We start from the raw sequence: 19,557 nt of genomic DNA, 5'->3' as shown, positions 1-19,557 counted from the left end.
GTCGCCATCCCCTCGTTTTCCGGAGATCCCCATGTTCGTTGTCGTCGATACGCTTACCTGCTGGTGGCCCGTCAAGGTCCTGGAGCCGCACCCGACCAGGGTCGGCGTGGTCGTCGAGCACGAGTTCGAGGTGGAGTTCGAGATCCTCGACCGTGAGGAAAACAAGGTCCTGCAGGACATGCGCGCCGCCATCCTGAAGGAGGCGGCCGAGATCGGCGGCGATGACGCCATTGCCCAGGCGGAACGCAAGCTTGAGGAGCATGACGAGGAAGCCTTCCGGCGGGTGCTGCGCAACTGGCGCAAGATCGTCGACCAGAACAAGGCCGAGATCCCGTTCACCCTGGAAAACCTCTCCCGCGTCCTGACGCGCGACCATGTGCGCGCGGCGATCAACCGCGCCTACCAGGACGCGATCAGCCAGGACAAGGCCCGCCGAAAAAACTGACAGAGGCGGCCGTCGCCTGGGCGCATGCCCGCCTTGGCCGCCACGACCGGACCCGACCGGTTCCGCTCACCGACGACATGCGCGAGCAGTTCGCGCGGATGGGCGTCGTGATCGAGGAGCCGGAACCCGACGATGACGACGCGATCGAGGACGATGACGACGCCATGCAGATCCCGCTTGCCAACCTGCCCAGCATCAACGCCTGGTGCGCCTGCGAAACGCAGTGGCATGTGGATGCGACACCGCACGGGCTCGTCTGGTTCGGGCTGCGCTACGCGGATTGCCGCGCCGTCCTGGATGACCTCGGCTCGCCGCCTCATGTGTTCGCCGACCTCCGCCATATGGAGGCGGAGGCACTGCCCTATCTCAACGCGCGTGAGGACGGCTGATCATGGCCGCGCCCTATCGCGTCAATATCTCCGCCAACATCGATGCCGCCGGCGCCAAGGCCGGCGCCGCCGAGACGAAGGCGGCCGTCGAAGGGATCGGCGCGGCGGCGAAGGCGGCGAAGCCGAGCCTCGACACGCTCAACAGCACGATTGGCCTCGGCGGCAGCGCCAACGACAACCTTGGCGCCTCGCTCGACCGGCTACGCGCCAAATATGTGCCGCTGGCTGCGACGATGCAGCGCCATGCCGAGACGATCGGCGAGATCGCCCGCGCCGAGAAGGACGGCGCGCTTTCCGCCTCGCAGGCGATCGAGGCGCGGATCAAGGCAAAGAATGTGCTCGACGCCGAGGCGAGCGCCTGGCAACGCCTCGGCGCCGCGCGCAAGGCGGCGGCCGAGGCGATGGTGTCCAGGGCGTCGATCGTACCGGATCGCGGCGCGGATATCGGTGCATTCCTGCAGCAGCGCGACGATCTGCGCGCGCGCTACAATCCGACCTTTGCCGTGATCCGCGACTACAAGGCCGAGGTCGCCGGCATTCGCGAGGCGCACCGCACCGGTGTCATCGGCGTCGACGAGATGACGGCGGCGCTTTCGCGGGAACGACGGGCGGCACTTGCCTCGATCGACGCCATCAAAGGGCGCAAGGCGGCGCAGGCGGCAGGCGGCGGGCTTGAACCCTGGCAGCAGCAGAACCTGCGATATCAGGTGATCGATACCGTGCAGAGCCTCGCGCTCGGCATGCCGGCGCATATGGTGCTGATGCAGCAGGGGCCGCAGGTGCTGCAGATTTATGGCTCGATCGGCGCGGCGGCGAAGGCGGCGGCGGCCGCGGTGACGCCACTGCGGCTGGCGATCGGCGGCACGACGGCGGCGCTAGCCATCGGAGCGACCGCCTGGCAGGGGTATCTGACCTCGATTAAGGAAGTGGAGACGGCGGCCTCCGGCCTCGGACGCTCCGTTGCCGGAAGCCCGGCGGAGATGGAGCGGGCGGCGCAGGCCGGCGCGGCCGCCGCCGGGATCTCGGTCAAGGCGGCGCGCTCGATGGAGGCGCAGTTTCTCAGGACGGGGCGGATCGGCTCGGAGAACTTTGAGGGGCTGATCGGGCTTTCGAAGGACTTTGCCGCGACGATCGGCGTCTCGGCCGACGAGGCCGGCGGTGCGCTTGCCGAGATGTTCGCCGACCCGGCCCGGGCGGCCGACACGCTCTGGCGGAGGATGGGGCTGATCGACGGCGCGACCGCCGAGCTCGCGACCTCGCTTGCCCGGCAGAACCGGATTTCCGAGGCGCAGGCCGTGTTGATCGACGCACTGCCCGACCGGCTTGCCAAGGCCAGCGAGGCGACGACGGCGCTCGGTCGGGCGTGGAACTGGGTAGCGATACAGGCCGGCGACGCGATGGACGCGATCGGCGGGGCCATCGACAAGGTTGCAGACGGTGTCGTTAACGGTGAGCGGCCGCTTGCCGTCGAGCAAAACCTTGATAGCGCCATCAAAACCGCCCAGAGCCGCCTTGACGCGCTCCGCAAGGGCGATGTCGGAATGTTCGACCGTGTGCGGCAGATGTCTGGACTTGGCCAGTCCGAGGAGGGGAACCTCCAGGCCGATCTCAACACATTGTACGCCATGCGGAACCGTCGCCTGGAAGCCGACGCCCGGCGGTCGGAACGCGAACTCTCCATCAGACAGGGAGCTGACGCCTACTCGACGGCTGAAAGCTCGCCAGCCAATCAGTCCGCAATCCGGCGACGGGATCTTGCTGCCGAGCTGGAGCGTCTCCGGCGCGGTGCAATCGCCGAAGGGCTTGGTGCGGAGCACCGCGCCTTTATAGAGCGCGCTGACGCCGCCACGCAGCGCGCGATCGAAACCTACATCCCCGAGGCCGAGAAGGCCTTGCGCATCGCGGAACTGGACCTGCGCATCCAGACAGAGCGCAACGGCCAGATGCGGGCGACGCTGGCCGGCGAGCGTGAACGGGTGTCGCTGGCGGGCGAGGTGATCGAGCCGAAGACGGCCGAGGCGCGGATCGAGAATGCGCGGCGCACCTCGCTGCAGCAGTCGATCGCCGTCGAGCGTCAGGCGGCGGAGGAGCGCCTGCGCTCCCGCGACGAGATGATCGCCGGCCAGGAGCTGGAGATCTCGCTGATCGGCAGGACGGCGGGCGAAGTCGAGCAGCTCCAGGCGCGCCACCAGATGCTGGCCGATGCACGCGCGGCGGCCTTTGCCGAGGGGCGCAGCGTCGACGCGGCTGAACTCGCCGCGATTGAGGAAAAGGCCGCGGCGCTCGGGCGGCTCGCCGACCAGGCCGCGCGCGTGAACTTGCGCAGCAATCTCCAGTTCGAGCGCGACCAGCTTTTCCGATCGCCGGTCGATCAGCGCATCGCCTCGGAGCTGCGCGGGGCCAATCTGCCGGTCGATCTCCAGTCGACCGAGGCGCAGGAAATCAGGATCAACGAGATCCTGAAAGAGCGCGTGAAGATCTGGGAGGATACCCGCGATGTCGGCCGCGACGCAGTGGACAGCCTGGTCGACAGCGCGAGCAAGGGGTTTTCCGATATCGGGGACGTCGCCGAGGATATCGGCAAGGAAGTCCAGAAGACGTTTCTCGATCTCGCGATCAAGAACCCGCTGAAAAATGCGATCTACGGCGACAGCGCGCCGACACTCGACAGTGTCGGCGGGATCGGCGGGCTGTTCGGCGCTCTCCTGGGCAAGCCGAACCCGGCATTGCAGGCGGGTGCACAGTCGGTCGGTGCCATGACGGTTTCCGCTGGAACCGTCGTCGTCAATGGCGGGATCGGCGGCGGATTGCCGGGCACTGGCACGCCGGGAAGCGCTGGCCTGCCGGCACTGACGGGCGCCAATGATAATGCGGGTGGCTTGCCAATCGCCGGGAAGACGCGCGGCGGGATCGACCTCGCCACAGTCAAGACCGCCGAGGGACTGACGGCGCAGGTCAATGCCAAGTATGCGGCAAACTTCCAGGGCGTGATCGACGACCTCGAGGCGACCGGCTACCGGATCAAGTCGCTCGGCGGTTACAACTACCGCAACATTGCCGGCACGAACCGCCTTTCGAACCATGCTTACGGCAATGCGATCGACATCAACCCGGCCGAGAACCCGATGGGGTCGCGGCTTGTGACCGACATGCCGTCGACGGCGAGCATGATCGCGCGGCAGAACGGCACCTCCTGGGGCGGGGACTGGCGATCCAAGAAAGACGCCATGCACTTCGAGATCAACGAGGGCAGCGCCATGGGCGCGGTGCAGCGCATGGCGAAGGGCGCAGATCAGGCGGCCGCGAACCTGACGCAGGTTTCGCAATCGTCATCTCTCGCCACCCAGGGCCTCGGCACGCTCGGATCGGGCATGAACAGCTTCGGCCAGCAGCTCGGCAACCTGCAGTTCCCGGCCGCGCCTTCGGGGGGCGGTGGAGGGCTGTTTGACGGGCTCCTCAAGCTGATCCTGCCGGACTTTGTGCCTCACGGCGCTCAGGCATCGCTGGCCGCGTCGGGCAATTATATAGGCATGTTCGCCGACGGCGGCGGACCGCTGTCTGCGAAGAGTGCGAAGGGCAAGATCTCCGGCCCGGGCGGCCCGCGCGAGGATGCGATCCTGCTGAGTGCCTCCGCCGGCGAGTACATCGTCAATGCGGACGCGACCGCACGGAACCTACCGCTGCTGGAGGCGATCAACGCCGGACGGCCGGTGACCTATATCGGCGGCCGCGCTAACGGGGGCCATATCGAGACGCGGCCGGCGCCGGCGATGCAGGCTATGGCGGGTGCACCGTCGCAGGCCGCAGCCGGCGGCGCTGCACGGGGTTGGCAGCCGATGACGCTGGCGGTCCACGATTATGTCGGCGGCGTCGATGTCCAGGGCCGCCAGCGCCAGGACCAGAACGGCAATCCACAGATCGAGCTGCAGCTGTCCCGCGCGGTCGCGCGCGGCATGTCGGCCGCAGGCGGCGAGGCGGATGAACTGCTGGATCAGCGCGGCGCGCGGAAGCCGGTGATCAGGCGATGGTAAATCCCGTCTGGCCGACATCCCTTCCCCTCCCGAACCGCGACGGCTTCCGGCGCGGATGGGAAGATCCGCGCACCCGCCGCCAGCGAGAAGCCGGCCCGCCTGGCTATCAGCGCCGCTATTCCCGGCCGGCAAAGCCGATGACGCTCGTCCTCGATTGTTCCCGCGATCAGTTCGCGGAGCTTGAGCGGTTCTTCGAGGACGATCTCCAGCATGGATCGCTTGTATTCCAGATGCCGGATCCGATCACCGACGGCTGGCCAGCCCTGCTCGATGATGGCCAGCCTTGGCTTGACGATGACGGAACCCCGATCCTGCTCGATGCGACACTGCTGATGCTCTGGGGCGACCAGCCGCCGGAAGTCACAGGCATCAGGGGCGTGCGGTTCACGGTCGTCTGCCCGCTGTGGATCATGCCATGACGCGCGCGATCTCCCTCACCAAACGCAAGTCGGACGACGCCGAAACCAGCGGGGACGTCGAGGTCTTCCTGCTGCACATCACCCATCCGGAAATGGAGGAGACGGTGCGGCTTTCGTCCGACGACACCGTGCGGATCTCGCACGATCCGCTCCTCTATGCGACCCACTCGACCTGGCTGACCGCCAATCCCTATGCGGACCCGTATATGTTCATGCCCATGACGGTCGACCGCCCGCACGACCAGAAAGGCGTCCAGGCGTCGGCCACACTGCGGATGCCGAACATCAGCGCGGAAATGGAACGCATCCTGCGCAGCGTGCGCAGCCGATCGACGGTCGACATCGCCGTGGTGATGGCCTCGGATCCGAACTACGTGCAGGACCAGGTGCTCGGCCTGAAGCTCGTCGATCATTTGATTTCCGCGACGGAAATCTCTCTGTCGATCTCGCGCGCGTGGAAGGGCGACGAGCCGTGGCCGTCCGGCCGCATGACGCAATTCGTGCTTCCGGGGCTGCATCTATGAGCTGGACGGACCGCTATATCGGCATCCCCAAGGTCAATCTCGGCCGCGATTGGCAGGGCTGCGATTGCTACGGCCTTGTGCGCCTCGTCTACGCCGAGGATCTCCGCATCCCCTTGCCGACCTATCTCGGCGCCTATGCCGACGCCGACGAAAGCGCCGAGGTGCACCAGCTGCTCGGCGAGGCCCGCACGTCAGGATCGTGGGTGAGGGCGGAGCGGCCGCAGGCTTTCGATATTGTCTGCTTTCGCCGGGCGTCGATGGACCGGCATCTCGGCGTCGTCGTCGACCGGACGCTGATGCTGCATATGCCCGAGGGCCATTCGCGCATCGAGCCCTGGAGCGAAGGTCGCTGGTCGCACAGCCTGGAAGGCGTTTACAGGCATATCGAGATGGCTTCGAGGGGGATTGAATGACCCTTCACAGCGTTCCCGTCCTTGCCACGCCCCTGATCGATGTCGATGCAATCCGGGTCGAGATCGAGCTCCCTTTTGGTCTGACGATCACGGCGATGATCGCCGCCGCCCTGCCGGATGGCGGGCCGGCCGAGCGCTCGCGCGTGCGGGTGACGCTGGTGACATCGCGCGGCGTCGAGGTCGTGGAGCCACAGTTCTGGCATCGCACGCGGCCTCGTCCCGGCGTGCAGGTCGTGATCCGTGTCATTCCTGCCGGCAAGATCTTCTCGTCGCTCATCCAGATCTTCGTGACGGTCGCGGCGCTGGCGCTCGGGCAGTTCTGGTTCCCCGGCCTTGCCGCCACGACCCTTGGGAAGGCCGTGATCGGCCTGGCTGCGAGCGCAGTCGGTTCGCTGGTCGCGCGGGCGTTCGTCAAGCCTCCCGAACAAGACAAGCGGCGCGATCGCTACACGATTTCGGGCATTCGCAACGAAATTCGGCTCGACGGCGTCATCCCTTACCCGTTCGGCACGATACGATGGACGCCCCCCTTCGCGGTCGCGCCCTACAGCGTCATCCGCAACGGCGAGCAGTATGTGCGCCTCGCGCTGCTCGCCGGTTATGGCGAGCAGGTCATCGACGAGGACGATATCCGCATCGGCGAAACGCCCTGGTCGAAATACGACCACAAGAAGATCGAGATCATGCCGGGCGTGGCCGGCGACCCGACGTCGACCATCATCACCGAGACGGTGATCGAGCGTCTCTATCGTTCGGAACTGACCCGGCCCCGGCCGCGCGACCAGTATGGCGAGATCATCGATGGCGAGGCGATCGAGACGCCGGTCGTGCGCTACTCGGCCCGGGACGCCAAGACGCTCAGGGTGATCCTCTGGTTCGGCGGCGGCCTGTGCTCGGTCGACGACGAGGGCGGCCTGCGCGAGCTGACCGTCGAGGTCCGCATCCGCATGCGCCCGGCCGACAGCACCGGCGACTGGACCGATGTCGTCGTCCTCACCATCGCCGAGGCGACCCGGACGGCGTTCTTCCGCGAGCATGTCTGGGACGTCCCCGTCCGCGGCGCCTATGCCGTCGAGATCACCCGCATGACGCCGGAGCGCCGGTCGACGCAGGCGCAGGACACCATGACGCTGCTGGCCATCCAGTCGATCCTGCCCGAATACCCGCTGAATTTCTCCGAGCCGATGGCGCTGGTGATCGCAGAGATCAAGGCGACCTACCAGCTTTCCGACACGCTCGACCCGATCAGCATCCTCAGCCGGCGCAAGGCGCTTGACTGGAACCACCTGACCGAAGCCTGGGAGATGCGCGAAACACGCAGCCCCGCATCGGCGCTGCGCCAGGTACTGCAGCGGGGCACGCTGTTTCCCGAGGATGACGCCGGCATCAACCTGCCGCAGATCGAGGACTGGCACGACCTCTGCAGGGTGCGCGGCTACACCTATGACCGGGTGCATGACTTCGAGGCGAAGCGCGACGAGGTGCTCGAGGCGATCGCTGCCGTCGGGATGGCCGCACCGCGCTTCGACGGCGTGCGCGAGGGGGTCGTGATCGACAACCCTGCGGCCTTGCCGATCATCGACCATATCGACAGCCGCACGGCCGACGGCTTCGAGAGCACGCGCGAATACATCGACCCGCCGCATGCCTTCGTGGTCGAATTCCTGGACGAGACCAACGATTACAAGCCTGCGAAGCGCATTGTCCGCTGGCCCGGCTATACCGGCGACATCACCGTCACCGAGCGGCTGGAGTTGCCGGGCCTGACGGATCCGGCACAGGTCTGGCGCGCCGCACGCCGCCGGCAGCTGGAGTTCGTTCATCGGGCCGACGACTACAAATGCGTCCAGACAGGCACCGCGCGCATTGCGACGCGCGGCAGCAAGGTCCGCGTCGCAAGCCCGGTCCTCTCGACGCTCCATCGCGCGGCGCGGGTCCGGCAGATCTCCGGCGGCTCGATCGTCCTCGATGACGACGTGCGGATGACCAACCCGGAAGGGACCTACGCCGTCGCCTACAAGGTCGGCGGCGAGGATGGCGATGCCGCCGGTACATCGATCATCCGGCAGGTGAAGACCGTCACCGGCACCACGCGCGTCCTGCGCATGCTGGAGGCTGACAGCCGCTTGACTGTCGGCATGACGGTGCATTTCGGGCCGATGTCGGCGGCGTCGACCGAGAAGATCGTCACCCGTGTCGAGGCAGGGCAGGAACTGACCACCATCCTGCATATGGTGGATGCGGCGCCGCAGATCGACACGATCCTCGCAGCAACGGAAGTGCCGGCCTGGTCGAGCCGGCTTGGTACCGAAGTGCCGACGATCACCGAAGCGCCGGATGCGCCCGTGTTCGCGCGCATCCTCTCAGGCGTCAAGGGCACCGCGAGCGCCAACGGGCTCACCGTCCGGATGAGGCAGGCGACCACCGGCGGCGATGTCCATGTCTTCCAGGTGCAGCACCGCGGGGCCGGCGACACCGTCTGGAACACGATATCGATCCCTGCCGGCTCATCGTCGACCGCGATTGCCGGCTATGTGCGAGGTGACAGTGTCCAACTGCGCGCGCGGGGCGTCGCGAAGGACGGAACCACGGGCGCCTATACCGACGTTGTCACTGTCGTGATCGGCTCGCTTGATCCCGGTGCGCCGCTTGCCCTCGATGGCGCGGCGATCTCGATTACCGGCGGCCTTGGCATGGCGACCGTCAGCCTGCGCACCGGCGCTGACCTCAACACATCCTCGATCGCCATATGGCGCGCTGCCGGCGTCTCGCTCAACAAGGAGACAGACGTGCTGGTGACGACGATCGATGTGGCCCCACGGCGCAACTACACGGTCACCGATGGCGATCCGGGCCTCGTCAACATGCTCGATGCCGACGAGGAAGGGAACCTCTACTGGCGCTTCGACGATGGCTGGCGGGCCTTTAACGGCTCCGCAACCCATTCGACATCGGGCCCCGGCGTCCTGTCCTTCTCGATCCCTGCTGCCTCGGGGAGCGTCTATCGCATCGGCTGGCGCATCCGCAGGATCACCGCCGGCACGGTCAAGGCAAGGCTTTCTGGGTCGCCGAACGTCGATGGAGCCGAGCAATCGACCACCGGCCGCAAGCTGGCACGGCTTGCGTCGACCGGTCAGGGGGCGCTCTCGCTCGTCGGCTCGGCCGATTACGCCGGAGAGATCGACAGCATCGTCGCCTACATCGAGACGCCGGCGTGCCTTTCTCAGGGCACCGCCCGATACTTTTTCGAGCCCCTTAATTCGATCGGCGAACCCGGACCTCTGTCCGGTCCGCACACCGTCACCATCATCTGAGAATCGGACATGACAGGCATCAGAACCAAGAATTTTCCTGAGAAGCTGCTCGTCACCGATGTCATCGTCCGTGACGAGATGGGCACCGGTCTGATGTCTATCGGCAACCTGAAGGCACAGCTGGACGCCACGCCCGGTGCCCTCTACGAGACGCGGGCCGGGCTTTATGCCGATCTTGCCTGGGCCGCCGGATCTGTCGGCCGCGTGTTCGGCGACAGCAATACCGCCTATCGTGGCGTCTATCTCAAGCTCGGCGGCGTGGGCTCCGGCTCCTGGACGCGCATCGGCCCCTTGCCCGACGAGGCCGGCCACGGCGCGGCGATCGCGGCGGAGACGAACCGCGCGTTGGCAGCCGAGGCGGCGGGACTGCAGCGCGCGAACCATCTCGGCGCGCAGGCGATCTCGACCATCACCGGCCTCGACGCGGAACTGACGCAGGAGACGGTGGAGCGCATCGCCGGCGACACGACCTCGCGCGCGCGATCGAACCACACAGGCACTCAGCCGATCTCGACTATCACAGGTCTCGATGCGGAGCTGACGCAGGAGACGGCCGAGCGTCAGGCAGCTGACGCGGCGGCAAGCACCCGCATGGACGGCCTGTCGGACGCGCTGATCCAGCGCCAGGGCCGCCCCGGCGATGCGATCGCGCGGTTTACATCGACCCTCTCCGGCAAGGGTTCGCTCGGTGCTCCGCCGCCGGGTGTCGTCGGTGAAGACAGCCATGGTGCCTATCTGGAGGTCACCGGCGCCGGTATCGTCGCCACCCGGGAACGCATCGCCATCTGGCCCGGCAGCATCACGCGCCTGCGCTACAGCGTGCGGCGGTCGGTCAATCCGACCGATCCGATGGGCGATGCGATCGGTATCTGCGTCCAGCCTCTGTCCGGCACCAAAACCCCGATCGGAGCGCCGATCACGGTTGCAGCACCGCCGCTTTCCGTCGCCGCCAATCCGCATCGCGTCGACATTCACGGGTCCGATACCGATGGCGCCGACATCGACGTCGTCTGGCCCGCGAACACCCACTACGTCGTCGCCCACGTCGAAACCTACGAGGGCGGCAAGACGCGGATCTACGACATCGAGGACGACGATATCACCGACGTCGTCGCCGCCGGGGCGGATGTCTCCGCGCTCGCCGGACGGGTGACGACGGCGGAAAGCGACATCGAGACGCTTGACGATCGCATCGATACATCGATGTCGCGGATCGGTGCGCTCGAGGGCCTCGTCACCGATGAAGAGACCGACGAGGTGGCATGGGCCGTAGTGACCCAGGACTATGACGCGCTGCTTGAAGCCGATCCCTACGGAGGGCTGCGCTCCGCGCGGTTCGCGCTGGCATCCTCCAGGGTCGGCACTTACACCATGCCCGACGAAGACGGTTTTGTCGGCTTCGGCCTCGACCTCGATGGCAGCGCCTATCTCGGCGATATGACGGTATCGGCAGACTTTCCGGCAGGATGGCTGCTGCTGGACCACGACTACATGGAAATCATCCGCGCCATCGGCAGCAGCGTCGAGATCCTTGGCGTGCCTGTCGGGCCTCCATCCGCACAGATGCTTTCTTCGGTCGCTCCCGAGGTCAATCTTGCCACATTCAACTACCTGTCACGCGGAGCGGTCGACCTGCCGCGCTACCGCATGGACCGCGCAAAGGTGCTGCTCGGTGACCAGGGGCCAGGGACCGTCGTCTGGATTGGCGACAGCAATCTTGTGGCCTGGGCGGCCGAGGGGAGCGGCAATCACAGGCTGGCCAAGTCACCGCCGACCGTCCTCGCTCGCATGCTCGACCGGACGATGCCGACGACGGCGGCCTCATTCTTCGGCCAGCAGATCACCTCCTCGAGCGTCAGCGCCTACGAGGCCTTCAATGCAAGCATCGACCTTGGCGCCGGCTGGTCAATCGGCGCAGATATGTCGATCGGGGGCGGGATGTTCGAGGTGTCGAGCGGGACTGATCCTCTCGTCTTCACGCCCGGCGAGGTCTGGGACCGCGCTCGGGTGACGGTCTCCCTCGGCGCGGCCGCGTCGCTCAGTCTCGATATCGGCGGTACCGCGACGACGCTGACGCCGGCGACCGGCTCCATCCAGACCATCAGCTACTCCGCACCTTCGCGCGGCGCGAACCCGCTCAACATCCGCCGCGTCTCCGGCACGGTGCGCATCAACGGCGTCTCCGTCTATGACAGCGTCTCGCCGCCGATGCGGATGCTCAACGTCGCCCGCTCCGGCTGGCGCGCATCCGACTGGATCTCCCAGGCCGCCTTCTACTCCCCGGGCAACGGCGTTCTGCACCTGGCGGCGACGGCCTCGACCTTTGTCATCCAGCTCGGGCTCAACGAGTTCAACCAGGACATCGCGCCCTCTGTCTTCCAGGCCAATCTGGCGACGCTCGTCGGGCTTTGCCGGACCAACGGCGCGGATGTCGTCCTGGTCGTGTCGGTCCAGCCGGGCGGCACCTCAGCCTACGCCTGGGAGCTCTACCGCGCGGCGATCTATGCCGTCGCCCGCCTCCATGGCCTGCCGGTGGTCGACCTGACGCTGCGCATGGGATCGCGCGCGGCGGCCGAGGGCGGCGGTTTCACGACCGACGCCTTGCATCCCAACCAGTACGGCTACGCCGACACGGCCAGCGCTTTCCATCGCTTCTTCACGTCCTTCTGAGGTAGGTTATGAGCTTCCAGAAACTTGGGCCCCAGGCCTCCGTCGTCTCCTCCCGCTATCTTCCGCCCGTCGAGCGCGGCCTGGAGTTCTTCAACCTCTTCATCCACGGGGCGGCCGGGATTGCGCGCAACCTGGTGCGCGACAAGCCGCAGCCCAGCCTGACCGGCTCTCCGACCTATGGCAGCGGCTATGCCCGCTTCAGTCCGGCCGCATTCCTCGACAGCTTGCTCGACGATTTTCCCCAGTTCACTTTTTTTGCCGTTTGCCGTGGCGTCGGCGTCACCACGGACCCCGCGACGCGGCCGATCTTCATGGGCGACTATGGCGGGTCGACCGTCGCGCTTGGCGGCACCAGCCTGTTCGTCAAAACCTCGGTCGCGATCAGCGGCATCATCAATACCAACGATGGCGGGTCGAGTGTCTTCGTCGAGGCGGCCATTACGCGCGACCCGAATGCGTGGGGCATGCCGTGCGTGACCTTCGACGGGACCACACTGACGACCCGCGATCTCGCGCGTCCGGACATTGCGCCGGTGAGCGCAGCGATTACCCATTCCCGCGCCTTCAATGCCGCGACGACGCGCATCGGGGCCGGATACTCCGCATCGTTTGGCGGCACCTGCGATCTGCATGCCGCCGGAATCTGCAGCGTGGCCCTGAACCCCACCGAACAGGCCGCCTGGTATGCAAGGCTCAAGGCGAGCGCCGGCCGCCGGGGCATCGTGATCTGACGTGACGGCAGCACTCGGTCCATTCCTGTTGAGCAATGTCGCCGGCCAGGTGCCGGCGGCATCGCCATCCTCGCCGCCGACATCGTTCTACAACTTGGCGGACGAGCGCATCTACATGACCAACGGTGTGAGCACGGCCGCCTTCTGGCCGTTCTCGCAGATCGAGACATGGTTCACGGCGACAAGCGGCGGCATCACCGATGCCGATTTCACGGTCAACGGCTGGATGGTGCGCGTGTCGGCGGGCGTCTATGCCAGCCGAAGCCTGTCGTCCGGCACGGGCATTGCTATCACCAATGCCAACGGCGTCGCGGGCAATCCGTCGATCGGCCTGTCGTCGACAGCGCAGGCATCGCTTGCCAAGGCAGACAGCGCGCTCCAGCCGGGCGCGGCGATCAGCACCATCTCCGGGCTTCAGACCGCGCTCGACGGCAAGGCGGCGACCTCGCACAGCCACGCCGACGCCACGACGTCCGTTTCCGGCTTCCTCTCGGCCGCCGACAAGACCAAGCTCGACGGCGTGGCCGCCGGCGCGACCAACTACATGCATCCGACCGGCGACGGGAACCTGCACGTTCCGGCGACCGGCACGACCAACAGCGGCCGGGTTCTCAAGGCCGGCGCGACGGCCGGGTCGATCTCCTGGGGGACGCTCGCCAAGGCGGATGTCGGCCTCGGCAATGTCGACAACACCGCAGACCTCGCCAAGCCGGTGTCGACGGCGACGCAGACCGCGCTCGACGGCAAGGCGGCGACTTCGCACACCCATTCCGACGCCACGACGTCCGTTTCCGGCTTCTTGTCGGCGGCCGACAAGACCAAGCTCGACGGCGTGGCCGCCGGCGCGACCAACTACACGCATCCGACCGGCGACGGGAACCTGCACGTTCCGGCGACCGGCACGACAAACAGCGGCCGGGTTCTCAAGGCCGGCGCGACGGCCGGGTCGATCTCGTGGGGGACGCTCGCCAAGGCGGACGTCGGCCTCGGCAATGTCGACAACACCGCAGACCTCGCCAAGCCGGTGTCGACGGCGACGCAGACCGCGCTCGACGGCAAGGCGGCGACTTCGCACACCCATTCCGACGCCACGACGTCCGTTTCCGGCTTCTTGTCGGCGGCCGACAAGACCAAGCTCGACGGCGTGGCCGCCGGCGCGACCAACTACACGCATCCGACCGGCGACGGGAACCTGCACGTTCCGGCGACCGGCACGACAAACAGCGGCCGGGTTCTCAAGGCCGGCGCGACGGCCGGGTCGATCTCGTGGGGGACGCTCGCCAAGGCGGACGTCGGCCTCGGCAATGTCGACAACACCGCAGACCTCGCCAAGCCGGTATCGACGGCGACGCAGGCCGCGCTCGACGGCAAGGCGTCACTGTCGGGGGCTAATTTTACAGGTGGCATCACTTTCCCGAACCTTTCTGGCGGCATCTATCCAGGGACTGGGGATGGCGCCTCATACAGCACTTACAACTACATGCTGCAGGGGTGGTGGGGCATGGGGATGCGTGACGCAAACAGCGGCACGATCAAGGGCTACTACGACTTTCGCGCGGGGAAGTGGGACACCAAAGGGGGATATTACAAAGACGGCATTGAGGTCAGTTACAACGGCCATAGTCACGCCGACGCCACGACGTCCGCCTCGGGATTTTTATCGGCGGCCGACAAGACCAAGCTCGACGGCGTGGCCGCCGGCGCAACGCAGACGAATGCCACCACCGTCGCCGCCGCCGGCGCAATGATGGACACGGATTTCAGCCAGAATGGCATTATGGTCCGTCGCGCGAGCGGATCTTACGCCTCGCGCGTCCTGACGGCCGGTACAGGCATCCTGGTTACGGAGCCGATCGGCGCTACGGGTGACCCGACTATCGGACTGTCTTCAGCATCCCAATCCTCGCTTGCCAAGGCAGACAGCGCGCTCCAGCCCGGGACGGCGATCAGTACCATCTCCGGCCTGCAAAGCGCCCTCGACGGCAAGGCATCCGCCGCGCACACCCATTCCGACGCCACCACGTCCGTCTCCGGCTTCCTGTCGGGCGCCGACAAGACCAAGCTCGACGCGACCTCATCGATATACGCACCCACCGGATCTGCGATCGTCGCGTGGCGCGGCTATTCCGAGCTTAACGTCTTCTCCTTCAGCGGCACAAAGTCCGAGCTCAATGGCTCCCTGCGCCTGACGGCAAGCGCCGGCGACAGCCAGTTGACGCGATCAATCAGCTTTTCGGGGGCAACGGGCCGCTATGTCGCTTTCCGCTATCGGCGGATCGCCGGCAACCACGAAGGCCTGCTGCTTTATTCCACGACCGGCCACGGCCATTCTGGGTCTTATCTGCGCTCCTGGGCGGACCCCGGCCTCGGCATCTGGGCGACGATCGTGCTCGACATGTGGGCGCTTTCGGCCGGCGGGACCGATTGGCAAAATGGCTCGATCACCTCATTACGGTTCGACTTCGCGCCTGGCGCCGACTTCGTCGGGGATGTCGCCTGGATCGCGGTCCTCGAGGACAAGCCGGCATACGGTATCGCAGAGATCGATGCCCTGCTCGCAGCCAAGGCCGGCACGGCCATAGCCACCACGGCGGCCAACGGGCTGATGTCGGCCGCCGACAAGACGAAGATCAATGGCATCGCACCTGGCGCCACGGCAAATTCGGCCGACGCGATCCTGCTCGATCGCGGCAACCATACCAATACGCAGCCGATGAGCACGGTGGCCGGCCTGATTGCGGCACTCGGAGACAAGGCGGGCCTGACCGTTGCGACCGGCAGCAATGCCGGCTTGATGTCTTCGGCCGACAAGGCCAAGCTCGACGCGCTGATCAGCGTCAGTCCTGTGCCCGTGGATCTCTCCGGCCTGATCGGCCCGACCGCCAATGACGACGATCCCTTCACCTTCGAGGATGTCCTGGGCTTCGTTCTGGCGCGCCTCTCCGCCACCGGCGGCATGCGCTCCCCCCTCTTCGATCTGGCCTACGACCCAACGGACAATGAGTTTCGGATCGAAGATCCGCAGGGTTTCGCGGCCTTCGTCGTCGAGAAAGAGGGGGCTCTGCGTTTCGCGGGGCTGCGTATCGCTCCAAGCAGCGACGGCGGGCTGCTGATCGAGGACGAGATGGGTTTCACGCCCTTCGAGATCACAGCGGACGGGCGGGTGCTCATCAGCGGCATGTCCCTCCAGACGACGGAGGATGGCGGCTTTTCCATTGAGGATGCCCTTGGCTTCCAGGCCTTCAGCATTTCGCCGGCCGGAGCGGTATCCTTTGCGGGATTGACCTTCGAAAGCTACTCGGACGGGGCGCTTGAGATCGCCGATGTCATGGGGTTCGTCGGCCTTCGGCTGTCGTCTACCGGGCTCGAGGTCATGGGCGTGCCTGTTGGATCGCCTGGAGCCGTCCAGGTCAATGCGCCCTCGCTCATCGCCTCGGTCTCGTCGATCTACACCCGTGGCGCCATGCAGCTCGACCGCTGGCGTTACGCCCTCTCCAGTGTCGCGCTTGGCCTCGGCCGCGTGCTGGTCGCCTGCGTCGGCGACAGCAACACCATGGGATGGGCGGTCGAGGGCACCGGCATCCACCGGCGCGCGAAGTCCTGGCCGACTGTGCTGGCATCACTCACGAACCGGATGATGCCGGCCAATGCCGCGTCCTTCTTCGGCCAGGCGATGACCAACTCAGATGTCAGCAACTTTCTGGCCTATGACCCGCGCTTCACCTTCGGCTCGGGCTGGGGCATCAACGGGGTCGTCTCGCTCGGTGGCGCGGCATTCGCGAATTCGACGACCACGACCGCGCTCGTCTTCAACCCGGGCATCGTCTGGGACACGGCCGAGATCTACGTGGTGGTGTCTTCTGCCGCGACCTTCTCCCTCGACATCGGCGGCACTGTCACGAGCTTCACCCCGGCGACCGGCTCCGTGCAGCGGATAGTCTACACGCCGACACGCGGCGCCAACACGCTCTCTATTAAGAGAGTGTCGGGCGACGTGCAGATCGCCGGCGGGTTCGTTCATGACAGCCTCAACCCCTCCGTCTGCTTCCTCAACATGGGGCGATCGGGGTGGAGGTCATCAGACTGGGCCGCGACCGGCAGCTTTTTCTCACCACTTTCCGCTTTGCAGGCGCTGGCCCCGCATCTCGCCGTCATCGAGCTCGGCCTCAACGACATCAATCAGGGCATCAGCCCCGCCGTCTACCGCGCCAATCTGGAGCAGATGATCATCGGCCTGCAGTCGGTCGGCTCCGACGTTGCCCTGATGGTATCGCTGCCGCCGGGCGGCAGCTCCTACGACTATCCCTGGAGCCAGTATGTCGGCGCGCAGTATGAGCTGGCCGATACCTATGACCTGCTCGTCATGGACATGACGGCCCGGCTCGGCACCTACGCCGCCGCCTTCGCCTCCGGCTTCGTCAACGACGCCCTCCACCTCAATCAATATGGTCACGCCGACAAGGCCCGACTGGCCCTGCGCGCCCTCATCCTCGACAGTTAGGACACGTCATGACACGGGTTACAACCTACGGAGAATTCTCCTTCAGCGCGGATTTCCGCAGCCCGGCCCCGCGCGGCGCACGCTACTTCAATTTCTTTCGAGGGGGCTCCGGCGTCCTGCTGCGCAACCTCGTCAAGGGACAGCCGGCGGCACAGCTCGCCGGCACGCCGACGTTCGGCGCAGGTTTCGCCTCTCTCAAATCGCAGACGACCTATCTCGACACCGTGGCGGCCGAGACGGCCAGCATGACGTTCTACTGTGTCGCCCGTGGCGTCGGCTCCTCGACTGGCACGACCAGGCCCATTTTCCTCGGCAACTACGCCGCCTCGGCGCTCGGCTCCGCCGGCGTGTCGCTCTACCCCAACAACGCCACCACCATCGGAGGATCGGCCGGCACGAACAACTCCGGTGCACTGTCGTTCGTGACCGCAACGGCAAACACGTCCCCGAACAACTGGTCGTTCTACTCGGTAGTCGTCGACGACGCTGCCGACCTCGTCACCGTCAGGGACTGGACCGCCGGCACCGTCGGCACGATGGCGATGCCGTATGCCCGCGACCTGACCAACACGCGCACCATCCGCATCGGCTCCGGCTACGCCAGCACCTTTGCCGGCAACTGCGATATCAACTGCGCGGGCATCCACACGGTCGCCCTTAATGACAATGAGCTGACGCAGGTCTACGCCCGGGCCCAGGCCGTCGCGGCGCTCGATGGGATCACGATCTAAGCAGCAGGTGCCGGTGCGCTCACGCGCACCGAGGACGGGCAGTAGTTTGGCCGCCACGACCCGTCCGACAGCCGAAAACGATAACTGTCACACCTGATCCGGCAGAGCCGGACAATTACCGTGTGACTGAGTCGTGAGCTTTTTGACATGCAGGATATTCGTTGCGGCTCCTGTTCGGCCCTGCTTTTCCGGGCTGGACAGGGAGCCATCGCCAACGCTATCGAAATCAAGTGTCGCCGGTGCGGCACCGTCAATCACCTGAGGCCCGCAGAGCCCGTACCCGACCGCCGAGAGCGGCCAAGGAAACATCTGTGTGGCTCTACATTCCCCCTCAAGTGATCTCCGAGGTATTGCCCTCTGCGCCGGCGTTGGAGGCCTGGAGCTCGGCCTCCATATCGCAGAACCCGGATATCGCACTGTCTGTTTCGTCGAGCGGGAGGTCTTCCCCGCGGTCACCCTCGTGGCGAGGATGGAGGACAAGGCCCTGGATCACGCGCCTGTCTGGGACGATGTTACGACCTTCGACGGCCGCCCTTGGCGTGGCAAGGTTCATCTCCTCACTGGAGGATATCCGTGCCAGCCGTTCTCCTTCTCCGGCCTGCGACGAGGCGAGGACGATCCCCGGCATCTCTGGCCCCATATCCGGCGGATCATCAGGGAGCTCGACCCCGAATGGTGCTTCTTCGAAAATGTCGAGGGACACCTGTCCCTGGGAGCCGCCAGCGTCATCGCAGACCTTCGCGGCATGGGCTTTGCGGTCAAAGCAGGCCTGTTCTCGGCGCTCGAAACCGGCGCAAGCCACATTCGGCGACGGCTCTTCATTGTGGCCCACGCCGACGAAATCACAGGCCGGCAATCAGGTCGACCTGATGCTGTCAGGCAAGGGATGGAGGGTCAGCTACGACCCCGACAAGGTCGGGAGCCAAGCGGGACTTGGACGGGTTGCGCGGATCTGGACGTTGAACTATCTGCTGATGACCGCGTGCGGAGCGCGACCGACGGCGGCCTTCAGCTTCCCTTATATCCGCCCTCTCCACATCAGTTTGACTGTTGGGCCGAGATCCTCGCCCGGAGACCTGACCTCCAACCCGAGCTTTTCGGACTGGATGATGGGATGGCCGATCGGATGGACCGATGCGAGGCAGCCGGTAACGGAGTGGTCAGCTTGGTTGCTGCGTATGCGTGGCGCACTCTCAAGAATGCTTTGATGACGTGTTGACGCAGCAGGCTGACGAGGTCGATCATGTCCACGACATGCGGCGATTCTTCTCATAAAGGAGACGCCATGAGACGGCACCAAAGACGACGTCAGCTGAGTGGGCTTGAGGCGAGCCACTGGCTGGCAAAAGCGACGGATTTCCATACTGCCTGCATTTCACATGTGGCCAA

Annotated in this window: 14 protein-coding genes; 13 read left to right on the top strand and 1 reads right to left on the bottom strand. The window is 66.1% G+C overall.

Translation table 11 applies throughout. The features are described from left to right. The first annotated feature begins 31 nt into the window (after window positions 1-31). Both ACEVQ6_RS19770 and ACEVQ6_RS19765 read left to right on the top strand, forming a co-directional pair. Window positions 32-445, top strand: coding sequence for a hypothetical protein (locus tag ACEVQ6_RS19770; protein WP_374890771.1), 414 nt, complete (start codon window positions 32-34; stop codon window positions 443-445). A 77-nt stretch (window positions 446-522) separates the two neighbouring features. Further along, window positions 523-834, top strand: coding sequence for a DUF1799 domain-containing protein (locus ACEVQ6_RS19765; protein WP_374890770.1), 312 nt, complete (start codon window positions 523-525; stop codon window positions 832-834). Window positions 835-847: 13 nt separating this feature from the next. On the opposite strand, the gene ACEVQ6_RS19760 is transcribed toward ACEVQ6_RS19765, so the two are convergent. Continuing rightward, window positions 848-1,159 (bottom strand): hypothetical protein, encoded by a 312-nt coding sequence (locus ACEVQ6_RS19760; protein WP_374890769.1) that lies wholly within the window; start codon window positions 1,157-1,159, stop codon window positions 848-850. A gap of 10 nt (window positions 1,160-1,169) precedes the next feature. On the opposite strand from ACEVQ6_RS19760, the gene ACEVQ6_RS19755 reads away from it, so the two are divergent. The 11 genes from ACEVQ6_RS19755 (at window position 1,170) to ACEVQ6_RS19705 (ending at window position 19,387) form a co-directional block, all read left to right on the top strand. Beyond that, window positions 1,170-4,865 (top strand): phage tail length tape measure family protein, encoded by a 3,696-nt coding sequence (locus ACEVQ6_RS19755; RefSeq protein WP_374890768.1) that lies wholly within the window; start codon window positions 1,170-1,172, stop codon window positions 4,863-4,865. Next, a complete protein-coding gene (locus ACEVQ6_RS19750; protein WP_374890767.1) occupies window positions 4,859-5,284 on the top strand; it encodes a hypothetical protein in 426 nt (141 codons plus the stop codon). Before ACEVQ6_RS19755 ends, ACEVQ6_RS19750 begins: the two co-directional genes overlap by 7 nt. Beyond that, window positions 5,281-5,808 carry a hypothetical protein gene (locus ACEVQ6_RS19745; RefSeq protein ID WP_374890766.1) on the top strand — a complete coding sequence of 176 codons (528 nt, stop codon included), beginning with the start codon at window positions 5,281-5,283 and terminating at the stop codon, window positions 5,806-5,808. Before ACEVQ6_RS19750 ends, ACEVQ6_RS19745 begins: the two co-directional genes overlap by 4 nt. Then, window positions 5,805-6,221, top strand: coding sequence for an NlpC/P60 family protein (locus ACEVQ6_RS19740; RefSeq protein WP_374890765.1), 417 nt, complete (start codon window positions 5,805-5,807; stop codon window positions 6,219-6,221). The genes ACEVQ6_RS19745 and ACEVQ6_RS19740 overlap by 4 nt, the downstream gene beginning before the upstream one ends. After that, complete coding sequence (gpJ, locus tag ACEVQ6_RS19735) at window positions 6,218-9,535, top strand: TipJ family phage tail tip protein (protein ID WP_374890764.1); 3,318 nt, start codon at window positions 6,218-6,220, stop codon at window positions 9,533-9,535. The genes ACEVQ6_RS19740 and gpJ overlap by 4 nt, the downstream gene beginning before the upstream one ends. Window positions 9,536-9,544: 9 nt before the next feature. Further along, complete coding sequence (locus tag ACEVQ6_RS19730; RefSeq protein ID WP_374890763.1) at window positions 9,545-12,205, top strand: SGNH/GDSL hydrolase family protein; 2,661 nt, start codon at window positions 9,545-9,547, stop codon at window positions 12,203-12,205. Between the two features lie 8 nt (window positions 12,206-12,213). Further along, complete coding sequence (locus ACEVQ6_RS19725; RefSeq protein ID WP_374890762.1) at window positions 12,214-12,936, top strand: hypothetical protein; 723 nt, start codon at window positions 12,214-12,216, stop codon at window positions 12,934-12,936. 1 nt (window position 12,937) lies between these two features. Then, the gene (locus tag ACEVQ6_RS19720) at window positions 12,938-17,437 is read left to right on the top strand and encodes a GDSL-type esterase/lipase family protein (RefSeq protein WP_374890761.1); all 4,500 of its coding nucleotides are present in this window, start codon (window positions 12,938-12,940) and stop codon (window positions 17,435-17,437) included. 8 nt (window positions 17,438-17,445) lie between these two features. Next, the gene (locus tag ACEVQ6_RS19715; protein ID WP_374890760.1) at window positions 17,446-18,168 is read left to right on the top strand and encodes a hypothetical protein; all 723 of its coding nucleotides are present in this window, start codon (window positions 17,446-17,448) and stop codon (window positions 18,166-18,168) included. Between the two features lie 147 nt (window positions 18,169-18,315). Beyond that, on the top strand, window positions 18,316-18,507 hold the full coding sequence (locus ACEVQ6_RS19710; RefSeq protein WP_374890759.1) for a Com family DNA-binding transcriptional regulator: 192 nt from the start codon (window positions 18,316-18,318) through the stop codon (window positions 18,505-18,507). Further along, entirely contained in the window at window positions 18,482-19,387 is a 906-nt protein-coding gene (locus tag ACEVQ6_RS19705) for a DNA cytosine methyltransferase (RefSeq protein WP_374890758.1), read from the top strand. The genes ACEVQ6_RS19710 and ACEVQ6_RS19705 overlap by 26 nt, the downstream gene beginning before the upstream one ends. Window positions 19,388-19,557 lie beyond the last annotated feature (170 nt).

Origin of the sequence: Ensifer soli (assembly GCF_041928815.1) — a bacterium.
GTDB lineage: Bacteria > Pseudomonadota > Alphaproteobacteria > Rhizobiales > Rhizobiaceae > JBHFEI01.
Note: the sequence above shows the minus strand (reverse complement) of the source record. Positions and strands in the feature narration are given on the sequence as shown.